Source organism: Pusillimonas sp. (assembly GCF_044464525.1).
Classification (GTDB): Bacteria; Pseudomonadota; Gammaproteobacteria; order Burkholderiales; family Burkholderiaceae_B; genus Pusillimonas.
The window spans coordinates 37,933-54,807 of the sequence record NZ_JBIQLE010000004.1 but is presented as its reverse complement, the minus strand read 5'-3'; the positions used below and the strand labels follow the sequence as shown (position 1 = coordinate 54,807).

Here is a 16,875-nt window from a genome sequence, read left to right as displayed (position 1 = left end):
AGCTCTCCAGAGGGATGCCGCTTGACCACACCTGTCGCTCTACCGATGCCCGCAAAAAACTGGACCAGAATCGCAAACTGGTCTATTTTTAGCGTTTTGTTCGACGATGCGAGGATGCCATGAGCGACGCGTTTCAAAAGCAAGTCTATCCCTCGGCGGCCTGGTCGCGCGACCTTTTTGCTGAAGTCGTAACGGTAAAGGGGCCTGGCACGACACTGTATCTTTCCGGCATAGGGGCCGAGGCGCTGGGTGAACAGCCGGGCGACATCCAACACCTTGGTGATGTCTACTCGCAAACCCGACTCGCTTACCAGAAGGCTGCCCAGGTGCTGGCCAAGCATGATGCGAGCTTGGCTGACGTCGTCAAAATTACCGCTTATCTGCTCGATGCCCGCTTCGCACCTGCCTATCACCAGGCGCGCCAAGAGGCATTTTCAGGGCTGCCGCCGCCGTCTCACACTTTGCTGATTATTTCTGCTCTGGCTTGGCCGGGCATGTTGGTCGAAGTGGATTTGACGGTTGTCAAGGGGCAGCTTTAAACCAGCACGGGTTCAACTGGATCAGGGCATACCGGCAGGGCGTCTGACCAGAACAATTCATAACGATGATAATCGAGGGTTGCATGAGCGAGAGTGTCGAAGTCGGCGGGGCAAAGGTCGCGTATCGCGTTGACGGCGATGGGCCGGCAATGGTGCTGGTGTCGGGCACTGGCGGCGACTTGCATAGCAACTGGGATCACCTCATGCCCGCCTTGGCGGCCCGGCGCAAGGTGGTGCGTGTTGATTACTCGGGCTCAGGCCATACACAGGACAATGGTGGTGCACTGTCGATCGACCTGTTGGCCCAACAGGTGCTGGCCGCGGCCCGAGCCTGCAATGTGGGGCAGTTCGATCTGGTCGGCTATTCTTTGGGCGCCGCTGTGGCAGCCTGCATCGCAGCCCAGCATCCAGAACTGGTGCGCTCTTTGGTTCTATTGGCGCCATTCGCCGATGGCCGCGAGCCCCGCATCAGGCTCCAGTTCGAAGTATGGCAGCAGCTCATTCGCAGTGATCGGGCTACTTTCGCGCGCCTTGTCCTGCTCAATGGCTTCAGCCGCGGGTTCTTGGGCGGCTTCAACGACAGCCAGATGAACGAGTGGGTAGAGCTTATATGCAAGACCAATCGCTGGGACGGCATGTTGCGCCAGGTGGAATTGGATGCGCGGCTCGACATCCGGCAGCAGTTGGCGGGAATAAATTCGCCCACCCTGATCATTGGCTGTGCGCAAGACCATATCGTTGGGCCGGAGTCTGCACGGGGCATTGCGGCGGCAATATCGGGTTCTCGTTACGCTGAGCTTGATGCGGGCCACATGGCGCCCTTTGAGCGGCCCAAAGAGTTCCTCGGCCTTATTGATGATTTCGTCGGCGTAGCCTAAGCCAAGGTCTGTCGTCTGAGTGGTTCATGTAAGATCGCTGGTTCGAACAACTCCCAGTAAACGGTGTGGAGCGCGGGCATGAATCGGATGTTGAGCTTGGCGTGTGCCGCCCTCATGTTAATGCTGCTTGCAGCCTGTGCGCAGCTGCCGTCACTGGACGCCCGCACGCAATCCAGCGTTTTTACCGACACCGCTCACACGGAAATGGGCCGCGCCATTTTGCCGTTGGCGGCGGCTCATCCGGGTAAATCAGGTGTGTCGCCGCTGGCCCGAGGCGGCGATGCATTCGCCGCGCGAGCATTGATGGCGCAGGCAGCTGAAAGTTCGATAGATATCCAGAACTACATCTGGCACGACGACATGGCGGGCGTCTTGTTGTTTGAGGCCCTGCTGGAGGCCGCCGATCGGGGTGTAAGAGTACGGCTGCTGCTTGATGATAACAACACTGTCGGCATGGACGAAGTGCTTGCAGCGCTTGATAGTCATGCCAATATCGAAGTTAGGCTCTTCAACCCCTTTGTGTACCGCAATTGGCGCTGGCTGGGCTACCTGACCGATTTTGGGCGCTTGAACCGCCGCATGCACAATAAATCGTATACGGTCGATAACCAGGCTACGATCATCGGAGGGCGCAACGTCGGCGATGAATATTTCGGCGCTTCGGAAGAATTTCTTTTCATTGATCTTGACGTCCTTGCCGTAGGGCCGGTGGTCAATGATGTTTCCCACGACTTTGATCGCTATTGGAAAAGCGCGTCGGCTTATCCGGCCGACCTTATTATTTCGCCTGCAGCCGACAACGGGCTGGAACATCTGAAGTCCAGGGCGGCAGAGATCAAACAAAATCCACGTGCCGCCGGCTACGTCAAAGCGATGAATGAGCTGCCTTTGGTGCGGCAGCTTTTGGATGGCAGTATCGAGCTCGAATGGGCGGTCACACGCATGGTCAGCGACGACCCGTCCAAGGGTTTGGGCCAGGCCCAAGAGCACGAGATGCTGCCTCAAAGGCTGGGGAAGATATTTGGCGTGCCTGAGCGAGACTTGTTCATGGTGTCGTCCTATTTCGTGCCCACGAAGGCGGGGGTTGACTATCTGTCGGGGCTGGCCATGAATGGTGTGGACGTCACCATACTGACCAACTCACTCGAAGCCACTGATGTGGCGGCGGTACACGCCGGCTACGCCAAGCGCCGGGCTCCTTTGCTGGCGGCCGGAATTGACCTTTATGAATTCAAGAAGGTCACCTCAATCGCCTCCTTTCGAGATCGAGGCCTGACCGGCAGCTCTGCCTCCAGTCTTCACGCAAAAACCCTGTCGGTGGACGGAGAGAAGATATTCATCGGATCGTTCAACTTCGATCCCCGCTCGGCGCGTCTCAATACAGAGATTGGCTTCGTCATCGAAAGTCCCAAACTGGCTCAGAGCTTGCCCGCCGCAATACAAAAGCAAGCATCGGGCATCGCCTACCGGGTTTTCCTGAACGAGTCGGGTGAGCTTCGTTGGGAAGAGATGCGCGACGGCCGTCGGGTCGTGCACGAATCGGAGCCTGGGGCGAGTGTCTGGCGTTTGATGGGGGTATGGATACTTTCCCACCTGCCCATCGAGTGGCTCTTATAGTCTGGTGCCCCAACGCGCGAACTTTTACTGCGCGGGCGCGATCCGATGCCCATCAAAACCACAAGCGTCGGATCGCGGGTGTTTCGATGCAGGGTTATTTATCGAAGCGGGTTTTGATTTCGTCCATGCAGCGGTCTTGAGCATCGCCCGACATCGCTTTGCACTTTTCCTTTTCAACTTTGTACTGGGCGTCTTTCTTTTCTTTGTTGGCGTCGTGGGTTGCGTCCGCGGTTTTTTCGCTACGTTCGCTTTCGGCCTCGGCCTTGTCGCGATTGGCATCAGCCTGCTTTTCGCAGATGTCTTTTTCGTCGCCCTGCATGCTTTCACAGCGCTTCATCTCGACTTCGTGGCGTTGATCGCGCTGTTCGTCGGTCATGGCGGCATTGTCGCGGGCTTGTGAGTTCGATTGTTGAGTTGTGCCTGCGCCTGCGTCGGCTTGGGTATCGGCGGTGGACTGAGCCGCAGCGTTGAATGCAGTCAGACTGAACCCCAGAGCCAATGTGCACAGAGCGGATTGTAGTTTCGTCATGGACAACTCCTTGGTGAAATTCGAATTACGTTCAGGTTCAAAGGCCCTGCCTCTTGGCCCGTCGTAATCGTCTTTTAGCAAGCGCTGTGCCGGCAGCCTTTGGGGCCACCGGCCAGCCGTTGGCCTGTGCGCTATGTGCGCTATGGCGCTCGGCGAAGCTCGGCTGACGGATACTTGATCTGGGCGCGGTACTTCGAGACAGTTCGGCGCGCCACGATTACTCCCTGGCCCGCCAGTTTGCGCGCCAGCATTACGTCGGACAAGGGGTCTTTGGGGTCCTCCGCATCGATCATCTCCTGTATAAGCGCGCGCACGGATCCTGCCGAGCAAGTGCCGCCCGAGCGCGTGGCCAGCTCGCGTGAGAAGAAATGCTTGAACTCGAAAATGCCGCGTGGCGACGCCAGATACTTATTACTGGTGGCGCGTGAAACGGTCGATTCGTGCATCTCCAGTTCCTCGGCAATTTCGCTGAGCATCAGTGGGCGCAATGCCACATCACCGTAGTCAAAGAATGTCTGTTGCCGCGCCACGATGGCTTGCGCCACCCGCAATATCGTCGTGTTGCGCTGTTCGAGGCTGCGTATCAGCCATCGGGCTTCTTGCAGGGCTTTTGCCATCAGATTGCGCTCTTCGTAGCGACTTTCTTTAAACAGGCGCGCATAAGTAGCATGAAGTTGGGCCCGTGGCACCGCCTCTTGATTGGGAAGAGGGACCCACTGTTTACCGATCTTTCGCACTACTACGTCCGGGATGATGTAGCAGGACGGGTCGATGGATGCATAGCGGGTTCCGGGTCGGGGGTCCAGGCTACGTATCAGGAGGCAGGCCTGACGGGCGTTCTCTTCGTCGCAATTGAACGTCCGCATCAAGCCGTTGTAGTCGCAGCGGCCAACTTTTTCCAGTGTGGAGCCGGCAATCTGGATGGCCAGATACCGGCCGGGAGTTGCTTCGGGCAGTGCTTCCAACTGAAGTGTGAGGCATTCGGCCAGGTTCCGTGCTGCAATGCCGGGCGACGCAAGCTGTTGAATGAGCTTCAGCGCGGTGCTCCATTCGCAGTCTGAGGGCGGCGGCGAGAGCAGATCGTCGGACGCGAGTTCCGAAAAAGGGACGCGAAGGTAGCCGTCGTCATCCAGGGCCTCGATAATGAACTCAGACAAAAGTCTGTCGCGTTCGCTTAACGGCTGGCCGCGAAGATTGTCCCGTAATGCGTCATGCAAACCTAGCGACGCACGGGCCCATTGCCCGACGTCGTTGTCATTTCCGTCTCCCTGGCGAGAGGTTGGATAGTCTCCGGAATAAGTACTGGAAAGCTCGGCTTGCTCCGCCGAGACCTCGACCGTTTCTACGGATACCGCCGGCTCGCTGTCCGTTGCTTCGACGTGGTCCGAGGGCTCTGCCTGGGCAGTCGCTAACCGCTCGTCCGAGGACGATGAATCAGTGTCGCTGGGAGATGCTCCCTGCAGAAAATCGTCGCCGCCATCGTCTGTGTCTGCGGGGTCAGTTTCCGTTTCTTCCAGAAATGGGTTGGTGGCGATGGCCTGAGAGACCTCCTGATTGAAGTCAAGGGTAGACATTTGCAGTAACTTGAGCGACTGCTGAAGCCGTGGGGTCAGGCTGGTTTGCTGCTTGGCGCGTAATTCGATGTGGACCACTTTACGTCTCCTTCGCGATGAGGAATGCAAAACATTGAGGTACTACCCCAAGGTATGCAATATGCATGCCAGTTTGTGCAAGCAGAAGTAAATACGGCCAAGCTCATGAGGGACTTGGGAAAATTGCAGGTTCTGTCTCAAGGAGCATGGTGCACACGTAAGTTGCGGTTACGGTTGTCGGAGAAAAAATTGCCTGCTTTGTAAGAAGTGCGTTGAGGTTAGGGTTTTTTGTCCCCCATCCGGCGTGCCGACCGCACTCACGGCACAGGGCTTGCTGTACTCCAGGGTGAAACTATCGTTTCTGATGAACTCAGTCATGAACAGCAAGATGGGAGAGACCTCAATGCGCAACAAAGATCAACGTTGGATCGCACGGACCTCCTCGCGCGAAAATGAGGATCGGCCGTATGACCTTTTCAGCCGCGACACGGGACGGGTCGAAGCGTCCCGCTACGCGCCCCAGCGCGGTGACGCGGCTACGAACGCATGGCAGCGGGACTGGCGTCAGCCTCGTCATCGGCGTGACGAGCAGGCCGGCCCTGAGAGCAGAGCCTACGGGCGGCTCGATTCCTGGGAGGATGATGCGCACTCAGGGGTGCACGCGCTTGAGCCCGGCCAGAGGCTGCATAGCCGCAGCGCCGACCCGGGCCAAAGCAGCTACGGCGGATTCACCAATGAAGACCCCAGGTTCCAAGGCCAGCAATTTCATCGTCGAGTTACAAGCGATGAATATCCGGTTCCCACTCAAGGCGACGGCATGCAGGGACGGTGGCTATATGCCGACGCGAGCGAAGGCTACCGGGAACGGCGGATAGTGCCCAAAGGCTATAAGCGCTCGGACGAACGCATACTGGAAGATGTCTGTGAGCGCTTGAGCCATAGCGGCTTGGACGTCAGCGACGTGTCGGTGAATGTGGAACAGGGCACGGTCAGCTTGGAGGGCAGTGTCGCCGGCCGTTGGATGAAGCATGCGGTCGAAGACTGTGTGGACGATTGCCTCGGAGTTGAGGATATCGAGAACCGAATCCGGGTGACCAGGCGCGACGCAGCCGACCCGAGCAAAAACGAGTGATTCAAATCACTTTCAGGAGAAAAACATGGAACAGAACACACATATCATTGACGACCCTCGTGGCGACGGGCAAGGCCCGGGGCCTGAAATCATGGCCGCCGCCACGCTGGACGGGAACGACGTATACAACCTTGCAAATCAGAAACTGGGTTCCATCAGCGACATCATGCTGGATGTGCCGCGAGGCCGCATTGCGTACGCAGTGATGTCTCGCGGGGGAATTCTGGGTATGGGAGACAAGCTTTTCGCCATTCCCTGGAGCGCCCTGACACTGGACACTCAGCGCAAGTGCTTCGTGCTGGACATTGACGAAGAGCGAATGAAAGCAGCAGAAGGCTTCGACAAAGACAATTGGCCTCGCATGGCCGACGTCGCGTGGGCTACTCGTACCCACGAATACTACGATCAGTCTCCATACTGGTAAGCAGTCCGACCGGGCTACCCGGAACAGGCGCCCAGGCCGAAAAATCGAGCCGGGCACCTGGCGGATAGGTTGACGGTTTTGTGTCAAAAGCGTGCCCCGCCCTATTAGGCGGGGCACGCGCGTGTCCGCCGGATTAAACTCTATTTGAATAGCCGGTTGCTAACAACGAGCAAAATGCAGAAAAGCTGCTTATCATAGAGTTTCAATTGTCATACGGTATTACTACTGTATTATTTTAGAACGCGTAATATAGCCCTAACTTACGAAAATAATCTTTCCGGTCCGCCGGGGGTAATGGTAGACGACGGCGTCTGCGGCGCCGATTGTTTTCCTAACACACATGCCTTACCTACTTGTTATTGAAGACGAAAGCGAAACCCGGCAACTGATCGCAGAGATCGCCGAGGAAGAGGGCTACGATGTCGACCAAGCGGGCGACATCAGGCAGGCGCGCATCTTAATGGAACGAAGGCGCCCCGATGTCGTCTTGCTCGACATGCATCTTCCCGATGGCGACGGCATGGAGCTTTGGCTTGATCTGCAGCTACCCGATACAAAAGTAGTTTTCATCACTGGTCACTCCACAGTAGAGAGCGCCATCGAGGCGCTGCGATGCGGCGCCACGGATTACCTGCAAAAACCGCTTAGTCTGCGGCGGCTGAAAAGTGTTCTGAGTGACATTAAAGGCTTGCTGCGTGTCGAGCCCAAGGCGGCTTCCGAACACCACTTCGAAAAAATCATCGGCAAGTCGTCGGCCATTCGCAATCTATGTGCACATATCGAGAAGGTGGCGCCCACCATTGCGACAGTCTTGCTGATCGGGGAAAGCGGCACAGGAAAAGAGTTGGCGGCCGAGGCCATTCACTTGGCCAGTGCTCGCCACGCCAAGCCTTTCATGCCCGTCAACTGCGGAGCAATTTCTCCCAATCTAATAGAAAGCGAACTTTTCGGGCACGAAAAAGGCAGTTTCACGGGGGCCGACCGCCAGCACAAAGGGTATTTCGAGCGCGCGTCGGGCGGTACCCTTTTCCTCGACGAGATCACCGAAATGTCGATGGAACTGCAAGTTAGGCTTTTGCGCGTGCTGGAATCCGGCCGCTTCATGCGTGTGGGTACGCATGAAGAGATCGAGGCTGACGTAAGGGTGGTGGCGGCCACCAACCGCAGCCCCGAGCAAGCGGTGCAAGAAGGCGTGCTGCGAGAAGATCTATATCACCGCCTTAGCGTTTTTCCGCTCCATTTGCCTTCTTTGCGCGAACGTGAAGACGATGTCTTGTTGCTGGCCCAGCATTTTCTTGATGAGCTCAATCGCAACGAAAAGACCGCCAAGCGGTTCTCTCCCGAGGCGCTGTCGGCCATGCGGGGTTATGCCTGGCCGGGTAATGTGCGCGAACTGCGCAACTTCGTCTATCGCAGCTATATTTTGGCGGACGAGGTTATCAAGGGCGATTTCAACACCTTCGATCTGGACGAGCACGCTCCTACACAAGGCGCCGAAATACTCGTTCCTGTGGGTGTTGCCCTGGCTGATGCCAATCGGCAGTTAATTCTGGCCACGCTGAAGCAATGCGGCGGAGTCAAGAAACTGGCGGCCGAAACGTTGGGCATCAGCATCAAGACGCTGTACAACCGTCTTGAAGAGTACGGCGAATTTTCAGAAACGTCCGAGTAATTCTCAATTGCTTAGTGCGATGACGCCCCTGCCTGCACCACGGCAGGAGCAATACTTGCAGGCTGCTTCTTGATCAAGCTGATAAAGGAGCGAAGCCATGGCTACCCATGATGATGACGCAAAGAATGCCGAGCGTTTGCAACGCCTGAAAGAAGATCCGCGGACCAGTCCTCGGATTGGTCCGAGTGACTCGTCGGATACGGCAAGCGAGTTGCCTGACAATTTCCCCGACACTGACAGCGATCGTCGCAACACCGGCGAACGGGCCGAGGTTGAAAACCGGCGGGACCCTGCCGGCGATGACGTCCAGCCCGATAAGGTCGTGCCCGAACGTGATGCAGGGCTGTCGCATTCCGCCCCCGATCCGGAGCGCAACGGAGGCTGAGCCAAGGCAAGGTTGAACGGGCACGCAGTTTGCTCTGAGCAGGTGAACATAGTCACCTACGGAGAGCACTGTGGCGATAAAAATATTGGCGGTTACTTCGGAAGCTTTTCCCTTGGCCAAGACGGGCGGGCTTGGAGATGCAGTCAGTGGTATGGCGCGTGCCGTCCAGGAAATGGGTGCGGACATCACCATTATGTTGCCTGCCTATAGAGGGGTGCGACAACGTTTGATTCACGCACGCGTGGCCGGACATCTGAGTGGATTGCCAGGGGGGGAGGCGCGCATAATCAAAGGCTATTGCCGCGACTCGGGCCTTGGTGTGTTGCTGCTGGAAAACAAAGCGCTTTATGATCGCGACGGCATCTATCTTGATGACAATGGAGTCGAGTACGCAGACAGCGCTTTGCGCTTTGCGGCGCTTTCTCATGCGGCCGCGCGTGTTGCCGGGGGGCTTCCCGGGCTGCCGGGATTTGATGTGCTGCATGCGCACGACTGGCACGCCGCGTTGGCCCCATTGGTCTTGCGGCAGCTGGGCGCGTCTCATGTCCAGAGTGTCCTGACATTACACAACGTTGCTTTCCAAGGCTCATTTGACGCGAATGCGTTAGAGCAGGCGGGAATCGATCCAGCGCTGCACGAGTCGGGCGGCCTGCTGTATGGAGGCCGCGTTAATTATCTTCACTCCGGCATTGTGTGCGCGGACAAGATTACCGTCGTGAGCCAAAACTACGCTCGTGAAATATTGACGCCTCAGTTCGGTTGCGGGCTGGACGCATCGCTGGGTTCGCGGGGAGCTGATTTGCTTGCCATTCCGAACGGCATCGACGTCTCCGTATGGAACCCGGTCTCCGATCCCTATTTGCGGGGTTGCCATTTTCATGCCGGCGATTTGTCCAACAAGGTGGAATGCAAACGCAGGCTGCAGGCCAAGTTCGGTCTCCAGGAATCCCCGGATTCCGTTTTGCTTGCAATGGGTAGCCGGTTAACAGGACAAAAGATGGCGGACATCGCTGCCGATGCTTTGCCGCGCGCGCTCGATGCTCATCCTGATTTGCAGGTGTGCGTGATAGGTTGCGGCGAGAAACACATTGAAGCTCGCCTGCGCCGGCTGGGCGAGCATTATCAAGGGCGCTGTGCGGTGCACATAGGGTATTCCGAAGACCTTGCTCATTTGCTGCACGCCGGCGCGGATATCCTGCTGCATGGCAGCCGCTTCGAACCGTTCGGCCTGACGCCGCTTTATGCCATGCGCTATGGAACCATTCCGATAGGTTCGCAAGTGGGCGGCATGGTCGATACCATCCATGATCCTGGCCGGGCGGTGAACGGCGAAGCCATGAATTTGGCCACCGGTCTGCTTTTTACCGGCGATCAAGTGGACGATATGTGCGCGGCCATTGACCGGGCCTTGCACCTGCGTGGCAACGGTGAAACTTGGCTCGAGATGCAGCGTAATGCCATGCGGCGAGATTTCAGTTGGGAGCAGGCCGCCCCGGCCTACATGCATTGCTATCAAGCTCTGTGCAAGGATCGACAGGGGGTGAAGCAAGGTCGCATTCCTCAGGTGCGCACGCCGCTGCATGTAAGGCCTGTGCCTGCGGCCGCTCGTCAGATGGGAATTTCGGTAGCTTGAAGAATATAAGGCGCCGCCGCTGACGGTGCAGGACGGATGCCAATGAACGAGTCTTCAATCTCCAGGGACATTCCCCGCCGCCTTCTTCTGCTGGGGAAGAGGCCGGGCCAAGATCACTCGGCCTGGAGCCGTACTTGCCGACAGGCGAAGATGTACGGCTTTGACGGTATTGTTGTGCCCCCTTTATGGAAGCCGTCTGGCGAAGATATGGTCGCGCCTGATCCGGACAGGTTCGCTTTTCAGGATGCGGGGGACGAAAGCGTGGCGCATGCGCTAGCCCGTCTTGCGGCGGAATGCGTGAAAGAGCGTCTGCACCTCTACATGGATGTGCAATTCGATGGCGCCGCTGCGGTGAATGAATGGTGCCCACGCCTGGCGCAGTGGCTGGACGCAGGTCTTGAAGGTTTTCGTTGCAAGGGCTTGGCGCAGCTCGATGCGGAAAATTGGGCACGCCTCATTGGCAAGATTCGCGCTTCGGCCCCGCAAGGTCGCTTCATGGCGTGGACGCCCGGTCTGAACACTGAGCAAGTTGCAGCCTTGCGCGGGGTGGGGTTTGATGCCACGTTTCTTTCCCTGCCTTGGTGGGATTACCGCTCGGCCTGGTTGGCCGAAGAGTATGCGCGCCTGGCCGCTGTAGCGCCTGTCATAGCTCCGCTTGCGCCGAATGGACCAGCGGTCGTCCAGGACAAGGCCGCACTATCCGCCGCACTGCGCGGCAGAAGCGTCTGGACGGCGGCGGTCTGCGGTGGCGGCATACTCGTTCCCGAGGATTTCTTGTGGGCGGACACCGGAGGAGAATTAAAAGCAGCAAACGAATGGCTGGCCTGCAGGAAGGAAACGGGCGAAGCGTTGTTCATCTTGACTGGGCCCTTGAGTTCTTGCACCGCCGTGTTTCGCGGTGGCGCCGGTTTGGTGTTGAATCCCGGCGCCGAACTTGAGACGGAGGTGAACTGGCCCTTGTTGCAGGGCCGGCTGCCCCATCTATACGCCGACTTGCGTGCTCCTTCCGGTGCCAGCGGGCGTCTTGGGCCGGGGGCGTTCCTTCGTTTCTGGGCGCGGCAGCTTAATGCTGTAAAGCCGCCGTCATCAAGCATGGCAGAGAAGCGCAAGCTGGGCTTGGGCTTAATGAGCGCGTCGCGCATCGCGATCGAGCACGTCCGACCCGCTGTGGATGACGGACGTTTTCCCGTCAAGTCCATTGTGGGTCGTGCTGTAGAGGTGGAGGCCGACATCTTCATGGATGGCCACGAGCGCTTGGCTGCGTGCGTGGCCTGGAAGGCTGCCGATGAGACGGATTGGCGGGAAGTTCCCATGGCGCATCTGGGCAATGACAGATGGAGGGCGTCTTTTACGCCTACGCGTATGGGCAGACACATGTTCATGATCAAGGCTTGGCATGACAGGTGGGAGTCTTTTCGGACCGGCATAGTCAAGAAGCGCGACGCGCAAATGGATATTGCGCTCGATCTCCAAGAGGGTCGTATTCTGGCAGGAGAAGTTGTTCGCCGTGCCCGGCGAGAGATTCCCGAGACGGCCGCCATGCTTCAAAACGTGATTGAGACCGAAGATGCCGATGCCTTGTTGTCCGACGCCGTGACGCAAGCGATGGCGCGACTTGATGTGCGGGCGTTCGAGACCTGCTCCGCCGTCAGCTATCCCATGGCGGTAGAGCGGCGCGAAGCAGGCTTTTCCAGCTGGTACGAGTTGTTCCCGCGCTCGCAAAGCGCGACAGCCGGCCTTCATGGGAAGTTTCTCGACGTGCGCCGACGACTTGCCGCAATTAGAGATATGGGCTTCGACGTTCTGTATTTTCCGCCTATCCACCCAATCGGAAGGATAAATCGCAAGGGGCGGAATAATTCACTGACGGCGTCGGACGAAGACGTGGGTAGCCCCTATGCAATCGGTTCGGAAGAAGGCGGGCATGATGCCGTCCATCCACAATTGGGCACGCTGGACGAGTTCAAGGATTTGCTCCACGCTGCGCGCGAACATGGCCTGGAGATTGCGCTGGACTTCGCCATACAGTGCTCGCCGGATCACCCCTGGCTGAAAGAGCACCATAACTGGTTCGATTGGCGGCCCGATGGTTCGCTGCGCTACGCGGAGAACCCGCCCAAACGATACGAAGACATTGTAAACCCCAACTTCTACCAGGGTGCGCAGTCAAAGCCGTGTGCCTCTCTGTGGCGGGCACTGCGCGACGTCGTGCTTTTTTGGATCGACCAGGGCGTGCGTATTTTCAGGGTGGATAATCCACACACCAAGCCATTGCCGTTCTGGGAGTGGATGCTCGGCGAAATTCACGCTCGCCATCCGGATGTGATCTTTCTTTCGGAAGCATTTACACGGCCGCGCATGATGTATCGCCTTGGAAAACTGGGCTTTTCGCAGTCATACACATATTTCACATGGCGCAACGATAAGGAGGAGCTGACTTCTTATCTGGAAGAGCTTGGCTCCCGCCCGATCGCAGACTTTTTTCGCCCCAATTTTTTCGTCAATACGCCCGACATTAATCCGTATTTTCTGCAGTCGGCAGGCCGGTCGGGATTTTTGATACGGGCAGCCCTTGCGGCGACGTTGTCCGGCTCGTGGGGCATGTACAGCGGCTTCGAATTATGTGAAGCCGCCGCTTTGCCTGGGCGGGAGGAATACCTGAATTCAGAAAAGTACGAACTGCGACAGCGAGACTGGAGCCAGGCGGGAAACATTATCGCGGAAATCACGCAATTAAATCGTATTCGCCGCAGCACGCCGGCCTTATGGACGCACCTGGGCCTGAGCTTTCTTCCGGCCCATGATGACAGAGTCCTTTTCTTCTCTAAGACGACGCCCGAGCGTGACAGCATCGCGCTGGTGGGCATCAGCCTGGACCCTCACGCCGCCCGCCGAGCATGGGTGGAGCTGCCGCTATGGCCCTGGGGCCTGAATGACGGTGCCGTGCTGCGGATGGAGGATGCATGTGCCGAACGGGAGTTCGAGTTGCGCGGCAAACACCACGAGGTTGAGTTTTCGCCGCGACAGCCATATTTCGTTTGGCGGTTGAGGGGGCTGGGATGAAAACACCACGCGAAAGCCGCGCAGCGCATTCCAAGCGGGACTCTGTCGCGCGCAATGAGCCGGGTTGGTACAAGGACGCCGTTATTTATCAACTGCATGTGAAGTCTTTTCATGATGCCAACGACGACGGGGTAGGCGACTTTGCCGGCTTGCTGTCGAAACTGGACTACATCGCAGAACTGGGTGTGGACGCCGTCTGGCTTTTGCCCTTTTATCCCTCGCCCCGGTTAGACGACGGATACGACATTGCCGATTATCGTTCGGTGCATCCCGATTACGGCGCCTTGGCGGATGTGAAGCGTTTCATACGTGCGGCGCACGCGCGCGGGCTGAAAGTAATCACCGAGCTGGTGGTCAACCACACTTCGGACCAGCACCCGTGGTTTCAGCGCGCCAGGAAAGCACGCCCCGGCTCGGCGGCACGCGACTATTACGTTTGGTCTGACAACGATCAAGCCTACGCCGGCACCCGCATTATTTTTTGCGATACCGAAAAATCAAACTGGACCTGGGACCCGGTGGCCGGCGCCTATTTCTGGCATCGTTTTTATTCGCACCAGCCCGACCTGAACTATGACAACCCTCGAGTCCTGAAGGAAATTATCAGCGTGATGCGGTTCTGGCTCGACTTGGGAGTCGACGGGCTAAGGCTGGACGCGGTGCCCTACCTGGTGGAGCGTGAGGGAACCAATAACGAGAACCTGCCGGAGACCCATGATGTATTGCGCCGAATCAGGGCGGTGATGGATGAGCACTATCCGGATAGGCTGCTTCTGGCAGAGGCCAATCAGTGGCCGGAAGACGCGCAAGAGTATTTCGGGAATGGAGACGAGTGCCATATGTCGTTTCACTTTCCGCTGATGCCGCGCATGTACATGGCTATCGCCCGCGCCGATCGTTTCCCGGTCACCGACATCATGCGTCAGACGCCCCCCATTCCCGAGAGCTGCCAATGGGCTATTTTTCTGCGCAATCACGATGAGCTCACCCTGGAAATGGTGACCAGTAGCGAGCGCGATTACCTATGGGATTTCTATGCCGCCGACAGGCGCGCACGGATCAACCTGGGAATACGACGACGGCTCGCGCCCCTGATGCAACGGGACCGGCGTCGTATCGAGCTGATGAACAGTCTGTTGCTTTCCATGCCAGGAACACCCGTGCTGTACTACGGCGATGAGTTGGGCATGGGGGATAATATCCACCTGGGCGACCGGGATGGCGTGCGTACACCTATGCAATGGACACCAGACCGCAATGGTGGTTTTTCTCGCGCCGATCCAGAGCAGTTGACCCTGCCGATGCTTATGGGGCCCTTATACGGCTATGAGGCAATCAACGTCGAAGCTCAGCAACGCGATGCTCATTCGCTATTGAACTGGACGCGCCGCATGCTGGCAAAGCGCCAGCAAAAGAAGGCTTTTGGCAGGGGTGGGCAGCGTTTTCTTTTCCCCGGCAATCGCAAGATTCTGGCTTATCTACGTGAATACGAGGACGAGGTCCTGTTATGCGTAGCCAATCTTTCCGATGCGTCGCAGCCTGTTGAACTGGACCTGGCGCAAATGGCGGGCAGGGTGCCGGTAGAGCTTCTGGGCGGGACGCCGTTTCCGGACATTACCGAGTCGCCCTATATGCTGACGTTGCCTCCCTACGGATTTTACTGGTTCGAACTGAGCTCTTTAGCGTCGTCTCCGGCTTGGCATTCACCTTTGTCCGAGCAAGCACCCGAGTATGTGACATTGGTACTGCGCCGCGGAGGCGCCGGACCAAAACTTCTGGAAGAATCGCGCAAGATTTTGTGCCGCGAGGTATTACCCCCTTATCTGGCGAGGCAACGGTGGTTCCCTCAAGATAAGCCAGTTGGCCGGGTTTCATTGGACTACGCCGTGCCGCTTACCGCGGAGGCCGACATGGTGCTGGCGGAGCTGGCCGTCCAAGACGACAATTCCACCCATACTTACTTCTTGCCCATGGCGGTTTTGTGGGACGAGCCGATCACGCCGCTTCAACAGCATCACGGCATAGCGCGCGTCCGGCGCACGGCTGAGACGGGGCTCTTGGTCGACGCAATGAGCGTGCCGGCATACGCCCTGGCCATGCTCGACCGCTTCAAGGCCGGCGCGCGTCTGCCCTTGCCGGGCGACCGAGCGGATGTGCTGGAGTTTCGGCCCGAACCGGGGCTGGATTCCCTTCCGGGTTTCGAGCCTGAGGACATTGACTGGTTCCAGGGCGAGCAATCCAACAGCTCATTGTGGCTGGGGGATTCGGCGGTGCTGAAGCTGTTGAGGCATGTGCAGCCTGGCGAGCACCCCGAAGTCGAAATGACCCGCTATTTAACCCGGGCGGGTTATGCCAACAGCGCCAGCCTGCTTGGAGAACTGCGCAGAATTGACGCCGATGGCCGACCGTACACCCTGGCTCTTTTGCATGCTCGAATTCCCAACCAGGGAGATGCCTGGAGCTGGACGAACGATTACTTGGGGCGGACGCTGGAAAACGCCACGTTGACGGCGGAGAGCCATGGTGATTATCTGGAGGATTTAGCCGGCTACATGGCTATGGCAGGAATCATCGGCCAGCGGCTGGCCCAGCTGCATGGCGTATTGGCGGGAGCCGGCGGAGACGATCGGGCATTTGCTCCAGAATCCGCCGCCGCCGTGGATGCTCGGCGCTGGATCAAGGATATTCGGTCAATGATGCAAGCGTCGATTTCGGCGGCCTGGAACAATCGCAATCAGCTTACTTCGGCAGGCCTGGCGCAGGCCGGGGAATTGCGCGAGGCGCGTACGGGTCTTCTGCGCTGGATAGACAGCGGGGCCGCGCGCGTCGTGGGGCACATGCGATGCCGCATACACGGAGACCTGCATCTGGGACAGGTACTCATCGCGCAGAACGACGTGCACTTCGTCGACTTCGAAGGTGAGCCGGATCGGCCGCCTGAAGCCCGGCGGGCCAAGGCCAGTCCCTGGCGCGATGTGGCGGGCCTGCTGCGTTCCATCGACTATGCGGCACAAGGCTTTGCACAAGCCGATTCCGGCAACGAAGCGGGGAACAATACGCAACCCGACACGGACAGAAGCCCCGACGGCGTGGATGGCAGTTCTTTGGCCCTGCCCGACGCCCCGACCACGAGACAGCGGCATGCGCGCCTGCTGGGCCAGTTTCGCGAGAGCGCCTGCGAAGCATTTCTTGCGGCATATCGCGCGGAGGCGTCCAAATCATGTCCCAACCTGCTTGACCCCGCTATGGATGATTTGCTGCTAGAGCTGGCGCTATTGGAAAAGGCGGCCTACGAAGTGTGCTACGAAGCGGGGCACCGGCCGGACTGGCTTCCGGTTCCCCTTACGGGTTTGGTCCGGATCGCGCGCCGCATCCTGGGGCAGAGCCAAAATGAGTGAACGACTTGAGAGC

At 58.2% G+C, this 16,875-nt stretch carries 12 protein-coding genes; 10 read left to right on the top strand and 2 right to left on the bottom strand.

Annotated features, from left to right (window positions below; all coding sequences use genetic code 11):
• Positions 1-119: 119 nt before the first annotated feature.
• The 3 genes from ACIY1O_RS03400 (at position 120) to ACIY1O_RS03390 (ending at position 3,034) form a co-directional block, all read left to right on the top strand.
• A complete protein-coding gene (locus ACIY1O_RS03400; RefSeq protein WP_397473673.1) occupies positions 120-539 on the top strand; it encodes a RidA family protein in 420 nt (139 codons plus the stop codon).
• Between the two features lie 83 nt (positions 540-622).
• Entirely contained in the window at positions 623-1,417 is a 795-nt protein-coding gene (locus ACIY1O_RS03395) for an alpha/beta fold hydrolase (protein WP_397473672.1), read from the top strand.
• Between the two features lie 78 nt (positions 1,418-1,495).
• Positions 1,496-3,034: a phospholipase D family protein gene (locus ACIY1O_RS03390; protein ID WP_397473671.1), complete on the top strand. Its 1,539-nt coding sequence runs from the start codon at positions 1,496-1,498 to the stop codon at positions 3,032-3,034.
• Between the two features lie 94 nt (positions 3,035-3,128).
• Here the strand turns inward: ACIY1O_RS03390 and ACIY1O_RS03385 are convergent, their stop codons facing one another.
• Both ACIY1O_RS03385 and ACIY1O_RS03380 read right to left on the bottom strand, forming a co-directional pair.
• The gene (locus ACIY1O_RS03385) at positions 3,129-3,563 is read right to left on the bottom strand and encodes a hypothetical protein (RefSeq protein ID WP_397473670.1); all 435 of its coding nucleotides are present in this window, start codon (positions 3,561-3,563) and stop codon (positions 3,129-3,131) included.
• Positions 3,564-3,703: 140 nt separating this feature from the next.
• Positions 3,704-5,215 carry an RNA polymerase factor sigma-54 gene (locus ACIY1O_RS03380; RefSeq protein WP_397473669.1) on the bottom strand — a complete coding sequence of 504 codons (1,512 nt, stop codon included), beginning with the start codon at positions 5,213-5,215 and terminating at the stop codon, positions 3,704-3,706.
• 343 nt (positions 5,216-5,558) lie between these two features.
• Here ACIY1O_RS03380 and ACIY1O_RS03375 point away from each other — a divergent pair, with 343 nt between their 5' ends.
• The 7 genes from ACIY1O_RS03375 to treS all read left to right on the top strand — a co-directional run bounded on the left by ACIY1O_RS03375 (position 5,559) and on the right by treS (position 16,862).
• Entirely contained in the window at positions 5,559-6,287 is a 729-nt protein-coding gene (locus tag ACIY1O_RS03375; protein ID WP_397473668.1) for a BON domain-containing protein, read from the top strand.
• A 25-nt stretch (positions 6,288-6,312) separates the two neighbouring features.
• Positions 6,313-6,711 (top strand): PRC-barrel domain-containing protein, encoded by a 399-nt coding sequence (locus ACIY1O_RS03370; protein ID WP_397473667.1) that lies wholly within the window; start codon positions 6,313-6,315, stop codon positions 6,709-6,711.
• Between the two features lie 340 nt (positions 6,712-7,051).
• Positions 7,052-8,383, top strand: coding sequence for a sigma-54-dependent transcriptional regulator (locus ACIY1O_RS03365; protein WP_397473666.1), 1,332 nt, complete (start codon positions 7,052-7,054; stop codon positions 8,381-8,383).
• 97 nt (positions 8,384-8,480) lie between these two features.
• Entirely contained in the window at positions 8,481-8,768 is a 288-nt protein-coding gene (locus ACIY1O_RS03360) for a MatE family transporter (RefSeq protein WP_397473665.1), read from the top strand.
• Positions 8,769-8,838: 70 nt separating this feature from the next.
• Complete coding sequence (gene glgA / locus ACIY1O_RS03355) at positions 8,839-10,401, top strand: glycogen synthase GlgA (protein ID WP_397473664.1); 1,563 nt, start codon at positions 8,839-8,841, stop codon at positions 10,399-10,401.
• A 42-nt stretch (positions 10,402-10,443) separates the two neighbouring features.
• On the top strand, positions 10,444-13,464 hold the full coding sequence (locus ACIY1O_RS03350; protein WP_397473663.1) for an alpha-1,4-glucan--maltose-1-phosphate maltosyltransferase: 3,021 nt from the start codon (positions 10,444-10,446) through the stop codon (positions 13,462-13,464).
• The gene (gene treS / locus ACIY1O_RS03345) at positions 13,461-16,862 is read left to right on the top strand and encodes a maltose alpha-D-glucosyltransferase (protein ID WP_397473662.1); all 3,402 of its coding nucleotides are present in this window, start codon (positions 13,461-13,463) and stop codon (positions 16,860-16,862) included. The genes ACIY1O_RS03350 and treS overlap by 4 nt, the downstream gene beginning before the upstream one ends.
• Positions 16,863-16,875: the final 13 nt, after the last annotated feature.